At 53.8% G+C, this 18,464-nt stretch carries 17 protein-coding genes; 7 read left to right on the top strand and 10 right to left on the bottom strand.

The window, feature by feature from the left end; all coding sequences use genetic code 11:
• Positions 1 to 121: 121 nt before the first annotated feature.
• The 5 genes from TH4_RS06175 (at position 122) to TH4_RS06155 (ending at position 4,620) form a co-directional block, all read left to right on the top strand.
• A complete protein-coding gene (locus TH4_RS06175; protein ID WP_064780330.1) occupies positions 122 to 847 on the top strand; it encodes a type 1 glutamine amidotransferase in 726 nt (241 codons plus the stop codon).
• 224 nt (positions 848 to 1,071) lie between these two features.
• On the top strand, positions 1,072 to 2,742 hold the full coding sequence (locus TH4_RS06170) for an adenylate/guanylate cyclase domain-containing protein (protein ID WP_064780329.1): 1,671 nt from the start codon (positions 1,072 to 1,074) through the stop codon (positions 2,740 to 2,742).
• 179 nt (positions 2,743 to 2,921) lie between these two features.
• The gene (locus tag TH4_RS06165) at positions 2,922 to 3,419 is read left to right on the top strand and encodes an Hsp20 family protein (RefSeq protein ID WP_040822570.1); all 498 of its coding nucleotides are present in this window, start codon (positions 2,922 to 2,924) and stop codon (positions 3,417 to 3,419) included.
• A gap of 16 nt (positions 3,420 to 3,435) precedes the next feature.
• On the top strand, positions 3,436 to 3,702 hold the full coding sequence (locus TH4_RS06160) for a DUF1150 family protein (RefSeq protein WP_008888938.1): 267 nt from the start codon (positions 3,436 to 3,438) through the stop codon (positions 3,700 to 3,702).
• An 18-nt stretch (positions 3,703 to 3,720) separates the two neighbouring features.
• Positions 3,721 to 4,620 (top strand): alpha/beta fold hydrolase, encoded by a 900-nt coding sequence (locus tag TH4_RS06155; RefSeq protein ID WP_083996992.1) that lies wholly within the window; start codon positions 3,721 to 3,723, stop codon positions 4,618 to 4,620.
• Between the two features lie 22 nt (positions 4,621 to 4,642).
• Here TH4_RS06155 and TH4_RS06150 read toward each other — a convergent pair whose 3' ends face one another.
• The 8 genes from TH4_RS06150 to cobA all read right to left on the bottom strand — a co-directional run bounded on the left by TH4_RS06150 (position 4,643) and on the right by cobA (position 13,806).
• Positions 4,643 to 5,395, bottom strand: a complete 753-nt coding sequence (locus tag TH4_RS06150) for an MBL fold metallo-hydrolase (RefSeq protein WP_064780328.1) — start codon at positions 5,393 to 5,395, stop codon at positions 4,643 to 4,645.
• Between the two features lie 213 nt (positions 5,396 to 5,608).
• On the bottom strand, positions 5,609 to 7,099 hold the full coding sequence (locus TH4_RS06145) for a methyl-accepting chemotaxis protein (protein WP_064780327.1): 1,491 nt from the start codon (positions 7,097 to 7,099) through the stop codon (positions 5,609 to 5,611).
• Positions 7,100 to 7,761: 662 nt separating this feature from the next.
• A complete protein-coding gene (locus TH4_RS06140; protein WP_064780326.1) occupies positions 7,762 to 9,237 on the bottom strand; it encodes a methyl-accepting chemotaxis protein in 1,476 nt (491 codons plus the stop codon).
• Positions 9,238 to 9,346: 109 nt separating this feature from the next.
• Complete coding sequence (locus TH4_RS06135; protein WP_064780325.1) at positions 9,347 to 9,811, bottom strand: YcgN family cysteine cluster protein; 465 nt, start codon at positions 9,809 to 9,811, stop codon at positions 9,347 to 9,349.
• Between the two features lie 88 nt (positions 9,812 to 9,899).
• On the bottom strand, positions 9,900 to 11,243 hold the full coding sequence (locus TH4_RS06130) for a cobyrinic acid a,c-diamide synthase CobB (protein WP_064780324.1): 1,344 nt from the start codon (positions 11,241 to 11,243) through the stop codon (positions 9,900 to 9,902).
• Between the two features lie 61 nt (positions 11,244 to 11,304).
• Positions 11,305 to 11,919, bottom strand: coding sequence for an SCO family protein (locus TH4_RS06125; RefSeq protein ID WP_064780323.1), 615 nt, complete (start codon positions 11,917 to 11,919; stop codon positions 11,305 to 11,307).
• A 143-nt stretch (positions 11,920 to 12,062) separates the two neighbouring features.
• Positions 12,063 to 12,839 carry a sulfite exporter TauE/SafE family protein gene (locus TH4_RS06120; protein WP_064780322.1) on the bottom strand — a complete coding sequence of 259 codons (777 nt, stop codon included), beginning with the start codon at positions 12,837 to 12,839 and terminating at the stop codon, positions 12,063 to 12,065.
• Between the two features lie 103 nt (positions 12,840 to 12,942).
• Positions 12,943 to 13,806 (bottom strand): uroporphyrinogen-III C-methyltransferase, encoded by an 864-nt coding sequence (cobA, locus tag TH4_RS06115; protein WP_064780321.1) that lies wholly within the window; start codon positions 13,804 to 13,806, stop codon positions 12,943 to 12,945.
• Positions 13,807 to 14,032: 226 nt separating this feature from the next.
• Here cobA and TH4_RS06110 point away from each other — a divergent pair, with 226 nt between their 5' ends.
• On the top strand, positions 14,033 to 15,151 hold the full coding sequence (locus TH4_RS06110) for a cobalt-precorrin-5B (C(1))-methyltransferase (RefSeq protein ID WP_064780320.1): 1,119 nt from the start codon (positions 14,033 to 14,035) through the stop codon (positions 15,149 to 15,151).
• An 83-nt stretch (positions 15,152 to 15,234) separates the two neighbouring features.
• Positions 15,235 to 16,020, top strand: a complete 786-nt coding sequence (locus TH4_RS06105; protein WP_064780319.1) for a cobalt-precorrin-6A reductase — start codon at positions 15,235 to 15,237, stop codon at positions 16,018 to 16,020.
• Positions 16,021 to 16,127: 107 nt separating this feature from the next.
• Here TH4_RS06105 and TH4_RS06100 read toward each other — a convergent pair whose 3' ends face one another.
• The gene (locus TH4_RS06100) at positions 16,128 to 17,135 is read right to left on the bottom strand and encodes a complex I NDUFA9 subunit family protein (RefSeq protein ID WP_064780318.1); all 1,008 of its coding nucleotides are present in this window, start codon (positions 17,133 to 17,135) and stop codon (positions 16,128 to 16,130) included.
• A gap of 223 nt (positions 17,136 to 17,358) precedes the next feature.
• On the bottom strand, positions 17,359 to 18,264 hold the full coding sequence (locus TH4_RS06095; RefSeq protein WP_064780317.1) for an SDR family oxidoreductase: 906 nt from the start codon (positions 18,262 to 18,264) through the stop codon (positions 17,359 to 17,361).
• Positions 18,265 to 18,464: the final 200 nt, after the last annotated feature.

The following is an 18,464-nucleotide window of genomic DNA, read 5'->3' as shown; positions in this document are numbered from 1 at the left end:
GAAAGATGCATATCTTCCTATGATTTTGCTCCGCATATCCGCACAAATCCGGGCGACCGGGGCGATCATGTGAATGAGTTTTGACCCTTAGCGCCACATTGACGACCACAGAGGTTTTTGCATGAAGATCGGCATTCTTGAGACCGGATTCGCCCCAGAAGAACTTCGCGACGATTTCGCCTCCTATCCCGGCATGCTCGAAAAGCTGCTTGGCGACGTTGATCCGAGTCTGGAGTTCGAAACCTGGACCGTTCTGGAAGACGTTTTTCCGGACTCAATCCGCGATGCCGATGGCTGGGTGATCATGGGGTCCAAACATGGCGTTTATGAAAACTTGCCGTGGATGATCCGCCTGCAGGACTTCCTGCGCGATGCGGTTTCCGCCGGTCAGCCGGTCTTTGGTATCTGTTTCGGTCATCAGATCCTGGCAACAGCACTTGGCGGCAAGGTCATCAAGTCCGACAAGGGTTGGGGTGTGGGCGTACATCAATACGCGGTTGATGCGCGCAACAGCGACTGGCTGTCTGACAGCCCGGCAAAGATCCGGATCAATGCTTTCCATCAGGATCAGGTGGTTGAGCCACCAAAGGGTGCGACTGTCTGGGCAAGTTCCGACTTCTGCCCCTATGCCGGTTTGCAATATGGCGATAATGCAGCCTCGATCCAGCCGCATCCGGAGTTCATGAAACCATACGAGACCGCCCTTTTGCAGGCCCGTTATGACCTGATCCCCGATGATGTGCATGAAGCTGCCATGAAGTCACTTGAGACGCCGATCACGAGTGTCGATTTCGCGCGCTCGCTCGTGAAGTTCATGACACGAAAGCGTATCAAGTCCGCGGCCTAAGGCCGCAGATCATACCGACATCACGCACCGAATCACAAAAAGCCACCGGAAATCCCGGTGGCTTTTTTCGTGCCTGAAGATGCAAAACACTTTATCAACCAAAGGTGTTGCATGATCCTGTTCAACCATGGACGCAGCAAAATGATGTGATCGACCGCAGAATGTCGACGTTCAAGTTTGGACCACCGAGAGACCGCGCAAATGAAGAATAGGCACCCGAAGCGATGATCCAGAATCTGCGGCTGTATTCCGGCCTGACCATGTTTGCCTATGTGCTGACGCATTTGCTGAACCATACGGCAGGCATCGTTTCACCGGAACTGATGGAAAAGGCCGGGGAATACACCACGGAACTCTGGCAGTTTCCACCGCTTGAGATCCTGTTGGTGTTGTCACTGATAACGCACTTTTTGTTGGCAACCGCACGCCTGACCAGCCGCCGCACCCTGCGCCTGCGCAAATCGGAATGGGCACAGATGATCCTTGGTCTGTGCATTCCGTTCCTTCTGTTTAGACACATCATCGCGACCCGGGTTATTGATCTGGGCTTTGATGTTGATTCACCGTTTGAGCGCGTTCTTCTGGATCTGGCCGTGTTCATTCCGCATCAGGGCATCTTGCAGGCGATCACGGTGATTGTTGTCTGGGCGCATGGCTGCATCGGCATTCATTTCTGGCTGCGGGTTAAACCGTTCTATCCGAAATGGCGCAATACGCTTGGCACGCTGGCAATTCTGATCCCGACACTTTCTCTTGCCGGTTACTCAGCCGCGGCGGCCGAGGTGATCCGCCGCGCAGAGGAAGGCGGACGCAAATATGTGTTTGGGGTGATTGATGCCGCCAATGTCAATCAGGACGCCATCACCTTCTATGAAAACGCCATTTTGCCCTTCACGATCCTGAGCATCGCCCTTGCGCTGGCACCTTTTGGTGTGCGCCAGATCCGCCAGACCTTTGATCGGGTCAAGCGCGGACCGATGTTAAGCCTGCCCAACGGGCGTTTCGTGCGTGTACCGCCCGGTGCCACAGCGCTTGAGGCGCTGCGCGATGCCGGTGTTCCGATGGCATCGGTTTGCGGCGGGCACGGGCGCTGCACGACGTGCAGGATCCATTGTGGATCAGGCAGTGATCACCTTGCCCCTCCCGGCGATATCGAGGCTGCGGCACTCAAAAGCATTCAGGCGCCCAAGGGCATGCGCCTTGCCTGTCAGATCAGACCGCATAATGATCTGGCGGTCGCACCACTTTTGCCGCCGAACGCCACCGCGCGTGACGGACGACGTCCCGGCGGACTTTCGGGCAGTGAAAGGCAAGTTGTTTGTATCTTTATCGACTTGCGCGATTCGACCAAGCTTGGTGAAAGCAAGATGCCCTATGACGTGCTTTTCATCCTCAACCAGTTCTTTGCCGAGATGACCGAGGCATTGCGTGGCACAGGTGGTTATTACGCCCAGTTTACCGGCGATGGCCTGATGGCGCTTTATGGCCATGAAAGTGACGATACCGAGCGCACCATCCTTCAGGCCTTTGAGGGAGCCGCCGAGATGCTGCGCCGGATCGAAGGCCTTAACCTGCATCTTAAATCGGAGCTTCCCCATGCGTTGCGCATCGGAATTGGCATCCATATGGGCAAGGCCATCGTTGGCGAAATGGGCCCGCCCGGCCGCGAAAACATCAGTGCAATCGGCGATACGATCAACACGACCGCCCGCCTTGAAGCCCAGACCAAGGGGCATGGCGTGCCGTTGGTGATTTCCAAGACGCTGTTTGATCACGGGCCGATACCCTTGCCGGAAAACGCCGTGATGCACGAGGTTGCGCTGCGCGGCAAGGATCAGTCGGTTGCCTATTATGCGCTTGAAACGATGCCAGATCTGACACAAACCAAGAATTAGTCGATGTCTTATGTCTGTGCCGCAGGCAAGGCTTGACTATTGGCGGGAAAACCACATTTATTTGAATATATGAAACGTTCGGTGCCGAATGCCTCGGGTCGAACAATTAGATGCCCGAAACGCAGGATGCGTGGGATCTGAAAACAACCACACTCGCTCTGATGGAGGAGGTGCTGCAAATGTCACGAATTTCAATGTTCAACAGCCCGTTGCTTTTGGGTTTTGACCAGATCGAACGCGTTCTTGATCAGGTCTCGAAAACCAAGGCCGAGGGCTATCCGCCCTATAACATCGAACAGATTGGTGAAAACAAACTGCGAATCACTGTCGCAGTTGCCGGATTTGCCGAGGAAGACCTGTCGGTAACCACTGAAGACAACCAGCTGATCATTCGCGGCAAACATACCGACGATGACAGCGAACGTGTTTATATCCATCGTGGCATTGCGTCACGACAGTTCCAGCGCTCCTTCGTCCTTGCCGAAGGCATCGAAGTCGTCGGTGCCCATCTGGATAATGGTCTGCTGCATGTTGACCTGAACAGACCCTTGCCGGAACCGGTCGTTCGTGAAATCGCGATTGGCTCGAACAAGAAAAAAGCTGTGCCGTCAAAAACCATCGACATGAATGTCGAGGACGAGGATAGCAATGCTGATCAAATAGACGGCAAAGCCTAACCAAGGAGTGGTTCAAATGACAAATCGAACAAATAACCACGATACCGAAAGCGATCAGCGGATCGGCCAGGATACCGGTCTTCTGTCAAACGGTGACTTCGCCCTGTTGGGTATTCATGATTTTGCCTATGTGCGTCCGGTTCCCAACACAGAGAACGACAGTGACGAACTGGTCTATGGCGTCTTCACCGCCGACGGTACCCATATCGCGTCGTTCGAAAACCATGCCGTCGCGGATGCAGCCATCCGCCAGCACGACATGGAGCCACGCGCGGTTCACTAAGTCGCCTACAATGCTAAGATGCTTTTGAAGTACCCGGCCCGCCGGGTACTTTTTTTCAGTTCATTCGGAGGTTTGACCAAGTTGACCGACACGTCGAACGAGAAAGCATCGAAAACACTGTCAGAGCTGCATAACTGGCGCCTGATCCGCAATGCTCGCGGGCGCGCGGATGCCCCTTTGATGGTGCTGTCGCACGGGTTCGGGACCGATCATCGTAGTTGGCGACTGTTGTTGCCAGACCTTCTCAAACATTACGATATCGGGGTGTATGACCTTGCAGGGGCAGGCCCGAACAGCAGGGCAACATTCGAAGACGGAAGACATACATCCATTACCGCTTTTGCCGATGATCTGATAGCGATCCTTGATGAACAAGGCATTTCATCTGCAAAAATACTGACGCATTCCGTGAGCGGTATGGTTGCCTTGATCGCGGCCTGCGAACGCCCCGAGATATTTGATCATATTTCCATGATTGCGCCTTCACCACGCTATCTCAATGAAGGTGACTATCACGGCGGTTTCTCGCAAAATGATCTTGATGGTCTTTTTGGCGCAATGGAAGCAGGTTACGAAGATTGGGCAAACGGGTTTGCCCCGGTGATTGTCGGCGACGAATTTCCTCTGTTCGTTCGTGAATTTGCGTCCGGCCTTCTGGCCATGCCAACCCAAACCGCACTAAAGATAGCACGGTTCATTTTTCAGTCTGACTTCCGCGATATCCTGCCAAAAATTACTATCCCAACCACAATCATTCAACCCGCACGAGATCCTGCCGTACCGCTGGAAGTTGGTCATTATTTGAATGCTAAACTTGCCAACAGCACGTTACACATCATCGATTCATACGGGCACCTGCCACAACTTACAGCGCCCTATGAGGTGCTTTATTGCCTGAAGGAAAGCATGCCCGAATAAATAAGGTGCTCTCAGATATGGTCTAGCGGATTTCGATGACTTCGCCGGGTGCGGCGATGCGGACCTGCTCGTTCCCACGCAGCATCTGGGCCATTTCCGCACGCACATTGCGTTTGATGTGATAAAGCCAGAATCGCGCGCCGGGCATGTCGGATGCCAGTTTCAAAACCGTTTCCAGATCACAATGGGAGGCATGTTGCGGATCATGCTTGATCAGATAGGTTTCCTGAAACACCAGATCCGCACCCGTAAACAGGGCGGCGGTTTCTGCTGTTACATTGCCATCACCGGAATAGGCAAACCCCTTGTCCGCGTAGCGCAACAGGATCGAGTGATTCTGCACACTGTGATCGGACCGCGCGAAACGGCATTCAAACGGACCAATTGAATTTGTCTCGGCAATCGAATGCCAGATGATGGTAAACGGCCAGGCTGATCCAAGTCCGGTAAAGCCGAGCTCCATCAGTTTTTCAAGATGCGTGCGCAATTGCGGGCTGCACAGAATGCGCAACGGCTTTGAACGGCCATCATCGCGCCAGTTCAGCATGACCGGCACAAGACCGAAAACATGATCGGGATGCATGTGGGTGAAATAGATCGCATCAATCGCATCCGGATCGGGAAACTTGGCCATCAGCCGCCCGGCCGCCGTTGCCCCGCAATCGATCAAGAGGCGAAAGTCGCCCGCAGACACCACGACCGACGAATTTTCAAAGTTCGGATCGAAGGCCTCGCCCACACCAAGAACATCAATGCGCAGATGATCGCTGTTCATTCCTTATCGCCCCGTATTTCCCCTGCAAGCCCGGAGTATATCAGCTCCAAGTGCCTCAAGCCGACATTCTTGTGACTTCCCCTTGCTTAAGGCAAGTGGTACCCCGCAGGATAGCTTGATCATCTTCAAACTGTCATATTCCATGACAAAAGGGCGGAGCCTTACGGCTCCGCCCTTTCAATGGCAGCTTTCGATCGAAGAATTCGGCCTTGATTAGCGCGTCAGCACTTCGGCCGCTTCGCGCGTGCGCTGTACGGAGGACGCGACCGTATCGGTCGTCGTGCGAATGGCGGCAAGGTTATCTGACATGTTTTCGACAGACCGGGCCATGTCGCGCACGCTGGTGCTGACATTTTCGGTAACCGCCGTTTGCTCTGTCACCGCCGAAGAGATGTTGGTGACATCGTTACGGACAGTTTCAACCGAACCACGGATGGTCTCCAAAGCACCGGCGACCTCGGCGGAAATTTCCTGAATACCGGTAATTTCCTGGGTGATGTCTTCGGTGGCACGTGCCGCCTGATTGGCAAGGTTCTTGACCTCGTTGGCAACAACGGCAAACCCTTTGCCAGCTTCACCTGCACGGGCACTTTCAATCGTCGCGTTCAGCGCCAACAGGTTGATCTGCCCGGCAATATTGCGAATGACTTCAACGATATTGCCCATCTCGTCAACCACGCCTGTCATGCGCTGGGTCATTTCGTTGGCGGTGTTGGTCTGCTCATAGGCGCGCTCGGTTGCGCCCTGTGACTGGGCCATGCTTTGGGAAATCTCGGCAATCGAGGCTGCCATCTGTTCGGTGCTGGCCGCAACGTTACGGGTCAGTTCCATCGTATTGGTCGACGCATCAACGCTTTGAACCGTGCGCGTGTTAAGCTCGGTGATATTGTTGTCGATCTCGGTAAAGTTACCGTCGATCATTTTTTTAAGGTCGATCAGAAGCTTGGTTTTTTCGGTGATATCGGTGGCAAACTTGATCACCTTGATCGGTTTGCCAACAGCATCAAGAACCGGGTTATAGGTTGCTTCGATCCAGACTTGCTTGCCGTTCTTACCCACACGGGCGAACTGACCGGCCTGGAATTTTCCCTGGTTCAGGCTTTGCCAAAACGCCCGGTACTCTGACGAATTTTTCTGATCTTCCGGCAAGAACATGCTGTGATGCTTGCCCTTGATTTCATCTAGGCTGTAGCCCAGCACAGACAGGAAGTTTTCATTGGCGGTCAGAATCGCGCCATCCAGATTGAACTCAATCACCGCCTGCGAGGTGCTGATCGCATCAAACACGCTTTGCAGCAACGCACGTTCGTTGCGACGTTCGGTGATGTCGGTCGCAAACTTCACGACTTTGGTTACATTGCCCTTCGCGTCGAGGATCGGGTTGTATGTGGCTTCAAGCCAAATCAACGATCCGTCACGACGTTTGCGCGGGAAGGCCCCGGTCAGAAACTCGCCTGACGCCAGTCTCTTCCAGAAATTTTTGTAATCTGCCGAACTGATGAGCTCTTCGGGGACAAACAAAGAGTGATGTTTGCCGACAAGATCGCTGGCCTTGTAGCCCATCGTCTTTTCGAAGTTTTCATTCAGCGAGAGGATCTTGCCTTCCGCGTTGAATTCGATGCGTGCCATTGAGCGACCGAGCGCAGCGGTGACTTGTTGTTCATTACGCGCCTCGGACTCACCCTTAAAAAATCCAATACCCACTTTTATACCCTTTGCGTAAACGGGTTTATCCCGTTAATTCCCGTCAGCCTCGCGGGGTTATTGACCGTTTGGTCGTAATTATGAACGCGTGAACCAGTCTCTCATACACATGCATGATCAAACCTAGTCCTAAGTGCGTTCACTTCTCATGCGAGAGGATACGGTAAGATCTTCAACACAGATCATTCCCGGTTTTCAAACGGCTTGCATTTGATGAGTCAGTTGTTCGGAATTTCTTGCAGTTTTTCAAACTTTGCATCGGGTACGCTAGGCTCTCAGCCATACCGGCCGAAGTTTGAAATATCTCTGCCTTTGAATAATTGATCCCACTTTGAACATATGATCATTCATACCCAACCATATACTTTTGGCTGAGGCAAGACAAATTGTTTATTCGCCCTGAGTAAAACAACTTTGGATAATAAATTCTGGTAGAAACGCGGGAATGATTTTAAAATTAAACTTGTAATACAATGTACTATTACAATTATTAGAATTTAAAGATTTTCGCAGGCGCCATCGGAACGTCACATCCCTTTCACCAAAATATTTTTGCTATCGAATGATTCCAACCCTTTGGTATAGCTACAACAAAGGGTCATATTCGCCCATTTCGTGTGCACGACGGCAGGTCAGGAAGCTTTCAACCAATTTTAATCTCGTTATTTGGCAAGAACAGATGCAGCTTCGCGGGTCTTTTTAACTGAATCAGCCACGCGGGATGTTGAAATCCGAATGGTTTCCAGATTACTGGTCAATCCTTCCACGGAAGACGCCATGATGCGCATATTATTGGTCACACCGTTAGTGACGGCACTTTGCTCTTCGACGGCGGACGAAATACTGGTTACGCCGTCACGTACCGTTTGAACCGCCCTTTGAATGGTTTCAAGCGCACCGACAACCTCGCCTGAAATGGCCTGAATACCTGAAATCTCCTCGGATATATCCTCTGTCGCCTTGGCAGCTTGGTTGGCGAGGTTTTTGACCTCATTGGCAACAACGGCAAAACCTTTGCCCGCATCACCTGCGCGCGCACTTTCAATTGTTGCATTCAGTGCCAGCAAATTGATCTGACCAGCGATATTGCGGATGACTTCAACAATATTTCCCATGGCATCAACAACCTGCGCCATGCGCTGGGTTGAATCATTGGCCGTAACCGTTTCGGCAAAAGCCCGTTCAGTCTCTGAGCGCGACTGGCTCATGCTTTGTGAAATCTCAGCGATGGAAGCCGCCATCTGTTCGGCACTGGCAGAGACTGTCTGGACCGTGTTTGATGTTTCTTCAGACATGGAAACACTCTGGTCTGCGGAACTGTTGAGCTCACCCAGGTTGCCGTCGATTTCGCTGAAGTTCGTATCGATGATCTTTTTCAGATCCAGCAAAAGCTTGGTTTGTGCGGTAATGTCGGTTGCAAACTTCACGACCTTGAACGGGCGCCCCACCGGATCAAGAACCGGATTGTAGGAAGCGGAGATCCATACTTCCTTGCCGCCTTTGCCCACGCGTTTAAACTCGCCGGAATTGAATTCACCGGCATTAAGGGCTTTCCAAAAATCCTTGTATTCTTTGGAGTCCCGGTAAGAAGGTTCGACAAAAATGCTGTGATGCTTACCTTTAATTTCGTCAAGCGTGTAGCCCATCACATCCAAAAACATCTGGTTTGCGGAAATAATGGTGCCATCAAGCTCAAACTCGATCGTCGCCTGTGATTTCTCGATGGCGCGAAAAACACTTTGCCACATTGCCCGCTCGACACGACGCTCTGTGATGTCAGAAGCGAGTTTGACGACTTTCTTGGGTTTGCCATTGCGATCGAGAACTGGGTTGTAGCTTGCTTCAAGCCAAATCATCTGGCCGTTTTTTTTCCTTCTGGCCATTGCGCCAGAAACGAACTTGCCAGAACGAAGCTCTTCCCAAAACGCTTCATATTCTGCCTTGTTAAAATCCGACGGCATAAACATACGGTGATGCTGGCCTACAATCTCATCAAGCTCATATCCCATCGTCTCTAGAAAGTTCTCATTGGCCCTGACGATGGTCCCGTCCATGTTGAACTCAATAACAGCCATAGACCGATTCAATGCCTCGTAAATCTGGGCTTTTTCTTTATCACCAGCATTGCTGCCAAACATCACTGCCCCCTGAACCTTTCAACCTATGATTTCATTCAGGTGGTAAAGCGGGATGTTTATTGCAAGGAAGGTTGCTGATCTCTGTGGCGTAATTATCCACAGTTCACAATCAGGCAGGCCACTTCACGATGTAGCGTGTCAAATCAGGATGGGCTTCGTCTTCGGGGATGGCCATGCCGCGCACGGACATGCCTGCCATAATGGCCGAGTCTGCGACACCTGTCTTAAGCGGATGCCAGTCGGGTAGTGGTTTTCCCTCTGCCATCAGGCGATAGGCACATGTGGATGGCATCCAGGACAGGGTTTCGACATTTTCCTTGGAAAGCTGCACACAATCGGGGACATGCTGGGTCCGGTTGGGATAGTCCTTGCAGCGGCACGTATGACAATCAAGCAGGCGACAAGCGACCGAGGTGTAATAGACAAAATCGTCTTCTTCGTCTTGCAGCTTATGCAGGCAACATTTGCCACAGCCGTCACAAAGGGATTCCCATTCCGCTTGCGTCATTTCAGCAAGAGTCTTGGTTTCCCAGAATGGTTCAGGTGGCAATGCGACGCGGTCTTTATTATCCATGATCTCTCTCAGTCGGGCCGTCATTGAGACATAACATAGTCTAACCCGCACGTAATCCCCGTCGCATTCAAGTCTGACAACGGGTTGATCAACTCTCTGCGATCATGTGGAAGAAGGAGCCAAAAACACTTCCATCCACCAGACCGGCAGGACCAAGATCAAAACCCGTCGCCGTTTTCATCCGGCATAACGGCATGCCGTCTTCAGACAATGTGGTCGCATAGTGAAATTCATGACCACGCAGCTTCATGCCTGCCGGACCAAACGGGGTCGGAATGCCCAGCTGTGCCTCACGGTAGCCAAGATGCAGCCTGCGGCTGGCAAAGCTGGTTTCAAGTGGCAACAGACCAAGCATTTCGTAGCGCGTACCACTGGTATCAACAAGGCCGTTGCCAAGGGTCATGTAGCCGCCGCATTCGCCGTAAATCAAGATGTTTCGTTGGGCCGCATCGTGCATTCCGGCCCTGAAAACCCTGGCTGCGGCCAGGGTTTTGGCATGCAGTTCCGGATAGCCGCCGGGCAGATAGATGGCATCACAATCCGGGTTCGGGGCCTCGTTCGCCAATGGCGAGAAAAAGGAAATTTTCGTCCCCGCCGCACGCCAGCCATCCAGAAGATGGGGGTAGCTAAACGCAAAGGCCGCATCACGCGCCACCGCAACATGACGGCCAAGCGGGGCAATTACAGCTGTGGTCGACGTAACCTTTGCAGATTTTTTGGTTTTCTCGGCCTTTCCGGCCTTTTCACCCACCAGTGCGATCAAGGCATCCAGATCGACATCTTGACTGATGATATCGGCGGCACGATCGAGAAAACTATCAAGCTCGGCATGTTCGCCTGCCTGCACCAGACCGAGATGACGTTCCGGCAGGATCAGGTCTTCGCTGCGCCTAACCGCGCCAAGCACTGGAAGATCCGGCAGATGTTTGGCACAGGCATCGACAATCATTTGCTTGTGGCGGTCACTGCCCACCCGATTAAGGATCACACCGGCAACATTGATGTCATCACGGAACTTGGCAAACCCGGAAATCACCGCGGCCGCAGAAGCCGACTGGCCTTTCACATCGACCACAAGAACAATCGGCCACCCGGCAAGGGCGGCAAGATCGGCGGTCGATCCATCACCGTTGGCGGCACCATCGAACAAGCCCATGACGCCTTCGCACATCAAAAAGGCCTTGCCCTCCGTGTGACCGCGGGCCAGACCGTTGATCTGGTCTGGCGTCATTGCCCATGGATCAAGATTGATGCAGGTATCGCGACAGGCAGCTGCCTGAAAGGCGGGGTCGATATAATCCGGCCCGGTTTTGGCCGCGGCAATTTTATGGCCCTTGCGGGTCAGCGCGCGCAGAAGCGCCAATGTAATGACGGTCTTGCCACTGTTTGACGCGGGGGCCGCAATCACGATCCCCGGAATGGTGTCAGGCATTTTGGGCTGTTCTCCGAGCCGAATTTATTTGCCATGATCATGGCATTACGCGCCGGAATAATCAGCCGTTGTTTTTGACCGCCTCGGTCACGCCCTTTACCATGTCTTCCGGGCTGGTGCCGTAATTGAAGTGGCGGACGAATTTGCCTTCGCGATCCATCAGATACACGAAGGACGAATGGTCCATCAGATAGGTATCGGTATCTTCAGGCTCACCTTCCGGGATCGCTTTCGCGTAGTATACACGAAACGCCTTGGCCGCCGCCGTTGTCTGTTCAACGGTGCCAGTCAATCCAACCATCCGATCATGGAAATAGGGAACATATTCGGCAACCGCTTCGACCGTATCGCGTTCGGGGTCGACCGTGAAAAAGACGGGTGTGATTTCATCTGCGATGTCCTGGGGCATCATATCAAGTGCTGTTCCCATGACCTGCAATTCGGTCGGGCAAACATCCGGGCAGAAGGTATAGCCGAAATAGGTCAGCATGTATTTGCCCTTGAAGTCATCCTGAGTGACAGTTTCGCCATCCTGATTGACAAGTGTGAAGGGACCGCCAATCGACGCCGTACCGGACGAATTGGTTTCCGTGCCCATCATCATCAGACGATAGGTCAGGCCGATACCAAGAACCAGGGCAATACCCAGAATTGCCAGAAGCGTCTTTTTGCTCACGCGTCCACCCTCATCTCTTTGCCGGTTACGGACAACCGATCTTTGTGTGCCACAAACTGACGGGGCACTATAAATACCCTACACATTCTTGCAAGGTCAGCACCTGTGGGAAAGCTCACACTTGATCATGCTGCCCGACCCCATCAGCCCAATGTCGTTGCTGCCAAGGCAAACAGGATCAGGCCATTAATAATCATGAGTCCACGGCCCACTGGCACCATCAGGGCCCGAAAACGCTGTGCAGCATATTGGCCAACAAAGCCTGTGACAAACAGCATCGGCACCGTGCCAAGGCCAAAGACCAGCATCACCGCCCCACCATTAAGCGCCGCACCGGTGGCGGCTGCCATCACAAGCGCGCCATAAACCAGACCACAGGGAATAAAGCCCAGCATCACGCCCAGCAAATAACCCCGCCAGCCATAGGGGGCCTGGAAAAGCCCACGCGCATGATTGCCAACCAGCTTGTTCCACCACCGCGTTTCCCCGGTCGATGGCAACAAACCGCCAAGATGGGGCATCAGGCCCAGAATGCCGAACAGAAGGAAAAACACACCGGCCGCAATCAGCAAGACCGGCCCGATCCACCAGACACGGGTGAGCGCACTGATGCTGTCGGTGAAATAGCCGGCCAGCACGCCCAGCAAGCAATATGTCGACAAACGCCCGAACTGATAGGGTAGCAAGGCGGCACCGGTGAGACGGCGAAACTCGCTCATTTTCTCGACCGGGATCTGTTCCATCCGGCTGGTGACCTGACTGATCACGAACGGGCCGCACATGCCGACACAGTGGGTCGCACTGCCCACCAGTCCCGCCACCAACGCAGTCAGAAGTACCCCGCCATCCGTGCGCACGATATCAACACATTGCGCCCAACCACTTTCAAGGATGCGTATCAATACCTGCTGTTCGTCCATGATCCATCCGGGTCAAAACATTTGCGAGCGATTGTACAATCGCGCGTCCCACCGGCAACGATATATATCAATCTGTTGCCACCTTTTCGGACGGGATCGAAGTTCAGTTTTTGAGGGGATCTGCCGGTGCGGTGACCAGATCAAGCACCTGTTCGAACGGCACATGGCGCACCGCGGTCACATCGTCCTGCGGCGAAAGCCAGTTCAGACGATCCCGCAGGCCGACAACCTTGCCCAGAATGCACACCGCAGGCGGCTCAACACCTTCGCGTTCGACATCATCAGCCGCCTTTTCAAGGGTGGTGATCAGAATACCCTGTCCCGGTGTGGTCGCCTGACTGATCACGGCAAGCGGTTCATCCGCAGCCCGACCGTTTGACATCAGTTCCGACGAAATCCGGCGCAGATGTTTCATCGCCATATACATGACAAGAACCGGTGCACCTTTGGCGAGTGCTGTCCAGTTGATGTTGTCTGGCACCTCGCCACTGGATCCGTGGCCGGTGACAAAGGTCACCGACGAATTGCAATCACGATGCGTGGTTGGAATACCGGCATAAGCCGCACCGGCAATCCCGGCGGTAATGCCCGGCACCACCCGGAATGGCACATTGTGATCAACAAGGGTCATGCCTTCTTCGCCGCCGCGTCCGAACACGAACGGATCACCGCCCTTAAGGCGCAAAACGCGCAGGCCCTGTTTGGCCAGTTCAACCAGTTGCAGGGAAATATCGGTTTGTTTCGAAGATGGACGGCCACCGCGCTTGCCCGCATAGATGCGTTTGGCATCGGGACGCAAAAGGTTCAAAATCCGTTCATCGACCAGCGCGTCAAAGACAACAACATCGGCCTGTTGCATGGCGTTGACGGCATGCAGCGTCAGAAGACCGGGATCACCAGGTCCCGCCCCAACAAGCCATACCCAACCCGGTTCAAAAACCGGAAAATCAACACCAAGGTTCGTCATCGCGCGATACTTCTACTTAAATGAAATGCAGCCATCTGTGCAGGACCGCATCAAGAGGATATGTTAAACAGCAATCAAACGATACGCACAACATATTTCCGATATTTTTTCGTATAACTTTTTAAATCACATAAATATTGATGTTTAATTGAATTTCCCAATCGGATCTCATCCCCGCCCTCAATAGCGAAAACACCGACAGGATTAACAGGAAAAAAACCGACTGATGGCAAGAAAACCGGAAGGACCACTGCGCAAGGGATGGACGACGGGGGCCTGTGCCACCGCCGCAACCCGTGCCGCGTGGCAGGCATTGCTGTCCGGCGATTTTCCCGATCCGGTCACCATTACCCTGCCTGGCGGGGAAACGCCGTCCTTTAAGTTGATCAAGGCGGAAAAGGGCGATGGCTGGGCGCGCGCCAGCGTGATCAAGGATGCCGGGGATGATCCCGATGTCACCCACGGGGCAGAAATCATATCGACGGTGCGCGTCGGCAAACCCGGAGGCGGCATCACATTCCATGCCGGTGACGGGGTTGGCACGATTACCAAGCCGGGCCTGCCATTACCGCCGGGTGAACCCGCGATCAATCCCAAGCCGCGCGAAATGATGGTCGGACAGATCGAAGCACTTTGCGACCAGTATGGCGCAAGCCCCGATGTCGAGATCGAGATTTCCATTCCCGGGGGTGCCGAGATTGCCACCAAAACGTGGAATGGGCGATTGGGCATTATCGGCGGGTTGTCCGTTCTGGGCACGACGGGGATTGTTATCCCGTTTAGCTGTTCGGCGTGGATCCATTCGATCCATCGCGGGATTGACGTCGCGCGTGCGACCGGGCGCGAACATGTTGCCAGCGCAACCGGCAAAACGTCCGAGGCGGCCATTCGCGCGTTCTATGGCCTGCCCGAAGAAGCCATTCTTGATATGGGCGACTTTGTTGGCGGGATGTTGAAGTATCTTCGCAAAAACCCGATTGCCTTTGTCAGCATCGCCGGTGGCTTTGCCAAACTGGTCAAGCTTGCCCAAGGCCACCTCGATTTGCATTCAAGCCGATCACAGGTCGATTTTGATCGACTGGCAGGAACGATTGCAGCGTGTGGCGGGGATGAAACGCTGCAAGACCAGTGTCGCACGGCCAATACCGCCAAACAGGTTCTGGAACTTTGTCAGGCGGCGGACGTTAAGATTGAAGATGCTATTGCCCGTCAGGCCTGCGAATCCGCACGCGCCACATTGGACGGCGCATCGGCCGTTGAAGTCGTTATTACCGACCGCAACGGCACCATCATTGCCCGCCACGGGATTGGCGAATTTGATCAATTCCGACCGGTGGCATCGTAAGCAGCAGTTCGTTACTCTGTTCCCGTGACTGCACGACAATCAGGCCACCCAAGGTCATAAAGCAACAACAAGGTTCTTTGCCCATGTCCCTCTCCCGCCCTGCCGAACGTCCAAAACGCATCCTTATTTTTGGCGGGACCGGAGACGCAAATCGCATTGCAGAGGACTTGATGCATGAATTTGGCCGGGATGTTCGTTTGCAACTCTCGCTCGCCGGGCGCACCAGCGCGCCGAGCCTTCCTGATGGGGTTCCTGTTCGCATCGGCGGTTTTGGCGGGCCGGAGGGCATCATCACCCATCTCAAAAATGAACAGATTGATCTGGTGATTGACGCCACCCACCCCTATGCCACCGAGATTTCACACAATATCGCCAAGGCCTGCCATGCCGTGGCAATGCCTTGTATTCAATATCACCGTCCGGCCTGGGAGCAGACCGAAGATGACAACTGGATCATGGTAAAATCGATTGAAGAAGCGGCCAGAATCCTGCCCGAAGTTGGCAATCGCGCGCTAATCGCAAGCGGTGCCAAGAACCTTCATGCCTTTGAAGGGCTTGAAAAAACATGGTTGCTTGTCCGCACTGTTGATGCCCCGCGTGATCCGTTTGATCTGGAATTTGGTGAATGGCTGTTTGCGCGCGGCCCGTTCAGTGTTGAAAGCGAGACCGAGCTTCTTGAACGCAACGAAATCGATGTGATCGTCAGCAAGAACAGCGGCGGTGATGCGACCTTTGCCAAGATCGAAGCCGCACGGAACCTAGGCATTCCGGTGATCATGATTGAACGCCCGGGCGGGGAGCCGGTCATTCAGGCCCCGTCACGTTCCGAAATCATCGATACCGTTCGTGAGACCCTTAAGAAGGTTTGACGGCCCTGTGCAACGCGGCCGATATCCTTGGCGCCTTCGAGACAAGAAAAAACCCAGCCAAAAGTTTGGCGGGGTTTTCTTTTTGATCGCCTGATCAGCCGTGCGCCTTAAACGAAACGGCGGAACTCACCGGATTTACGCGGCGGGCAGAACCGTTTGAGGTATGACGGCGCAATTGCTTCGAGGCTGTTGGGCGTAATGCCAAGTTCGGCAAAACCGTCCGCACCTTCGGAAACGACGTTATCGGTCTTGAGCAAACGCACCTGATCCGGGGTCAGCGGCGGGACCGGCAAGAACTGCAGGAAGAATGCCTTGATCGACGCCAGCCAGAACGGAACCGGCATCAGAATGGCGCGCTGACGGGTAATGCGCAGCATGTCCTGCAAAAGCGCCATGAAGGAATAGGTTTCCGGCCCACCAAGTTCATAGGTTTTGCCAGCCGATTTACCTTCGGTGAGTGCGGTGACAAAGGCATCGGCAACATCGCCAACATAGACCGGCTGGAATTTCGGACCGCCTTCGCCGTGCAGATCTACCTTGCCTTCACCCAGATCAACTTTCGGAAGGCCCGGTGCGCCAACAACCGGCAGCATCGGCGAGAAACGCGCCATGGTGGCAAACTTGTTCAGGAAGTTATCATTCGGGCCAAAAATCACCGACGGGCGGAAGATCACCGCATCCGGGAACACTTCGCGCACGGCCTTTTCACCGGCCAGCTTTGACGTCGCATAGTTGGCAGAGGTGTTTTTATCCACACCCAGTGCCGACATATGCAAAAGCGTCTTTACACCGGCTGCCTTGGCTTCCTCGGCAATGCGTTTGGCGGCCTTGACGTGGATATTGAGAAAATTCTTGCTGCCGCGTTCATAGAGAATGCCAAGCAGGTTGATCACCGCTTCGGAACCCTCGAGCGCGCCCTTGATGCTGTCTTCGTCGCGCACATCGCAATGGACCGGCACGACCTGCCCCAGATTGCCCATCGGTTTGAGTTTTTTGACGCGTTCAAAGCTTCTGGTCGGGACGCGAACGATAAAATCACGCTCCAGCAGACGCTTGACGATATGACGTCCGACAAATCCGGTGCCGCCAAAAACGGTTACGATACGACGATCCATGCTTGCTCTCTCCTTGCCGGTCGGGACTATGCGGACGATGCCCGCATCAGATGCCCGTGCTCGGTGGCCTTGGGGTCCGGAACGCCAAGACGATCCGGTCCGAAACTGATCCTGTGGAAAATCATATGGTGCCTGAACATACGGTGTCCAAACAGACGACAATATGATTTTCCGCAGGCTCTTGGGTTATATACGACCCGCTATTGTGGTCAACAATGCGGTTTTATGAAACGTTTTCGTCTCTGCCCTGCAATTTGGCCAGTATTTCATCATGCAGGGCCAGCAAACCGGCCCGATAATCCGGATAGCGCAGCTTAACACCCAATTCCTGTTTGATCCGCGCATTTGAAACGCGTTTATTGTCTTCATAGAAACTGGCAGCCATCGGGCTTAGCTTTGCAGTAGCAAAATCCTGTTCGGGTGGTGGATCGATACCCAGCAAACCGCAGGCATGGGCAATCACATCCTGCGGCGGGGCCGCATCATCATCACAGACATTATAGGCCGCCCCGCAATTGGGCTGTTTGATGGATGCCAGAACCGTCTGGGCGATGTCATCAACATGGATGCGCGAAAAGACCTGACCGGGTTTGACGATCCGGCGTGCGCGACCTGACCGGACAGTTTCAAGCGCATTGCGACCGGGGCCATAAATGCCCGCCAGTCGGAAGCTTTGCACACACAGATCATGACGACGGCCAAGATCAAACCATGCCTTTTCAGCCGCCACGCGTCTGCGCCCGCGCTTGCCACTTGGCAAAAGATCATCATCCTCGGTGACTTCGGCACCATCCCGATCACCGTAAACCCCGGTGGTCGACAAATAGCCAATCCATGTGCCCGCGGGCAGTGCCGCAAGATCACTGCCATGATGATGGATCACCGGATCGCCCATCCCGCCGGGCGGGGCAGATGAAAGGACATGCGTCACGCCTTCAAGCGCGCTGGCGATATCGGCAATCGGTTGACCATCGGAAAAAATGAAGGGTTCGATGCCTTCAGATTTCAGCTGTTCGGCCTTGTCCGCGCTTCGCGTGGTTCCGGCAATTTTCCAACCTTCTGCCTTAAGCTCGCGGGCAACAAGGTGGGCGGAAAATCCCAATCCGAAACAGAACAGCTTATTGGTCATCAAGGCACCTTTTGTGACGGCAAATTCGTGTGAAGGGCACAGTAACGGCCTTGCCACACACAAACAAAGTCTTTTGGCAAAACCTTTTGGACCATGATTTGTTCCCGCAAACTGTGGCTTTCGGGAACAACAATCATCTTGTTGCCGTTTTCATGGTGTGAGACTTCACGAATATGCGTTTTCAGATATGCGCATTCAGC

The organism is Thalassospira tepidiphila MCCC 1A03514 (genome assembly GCF_001662875.1).
GTDB classification, from domain to species: Bacteria; Pseudomonadota; Alphaproteobacteria; order Rhodospirillales; family Thalassospiraceae; genus Thalassospira; species Thalassospira tepidiphila.
The sequence above is the reverse complement of the archived record's forward strand: the minus strand, read 5'-3'. Positions and strand labels throughout refer to the sequence as shown.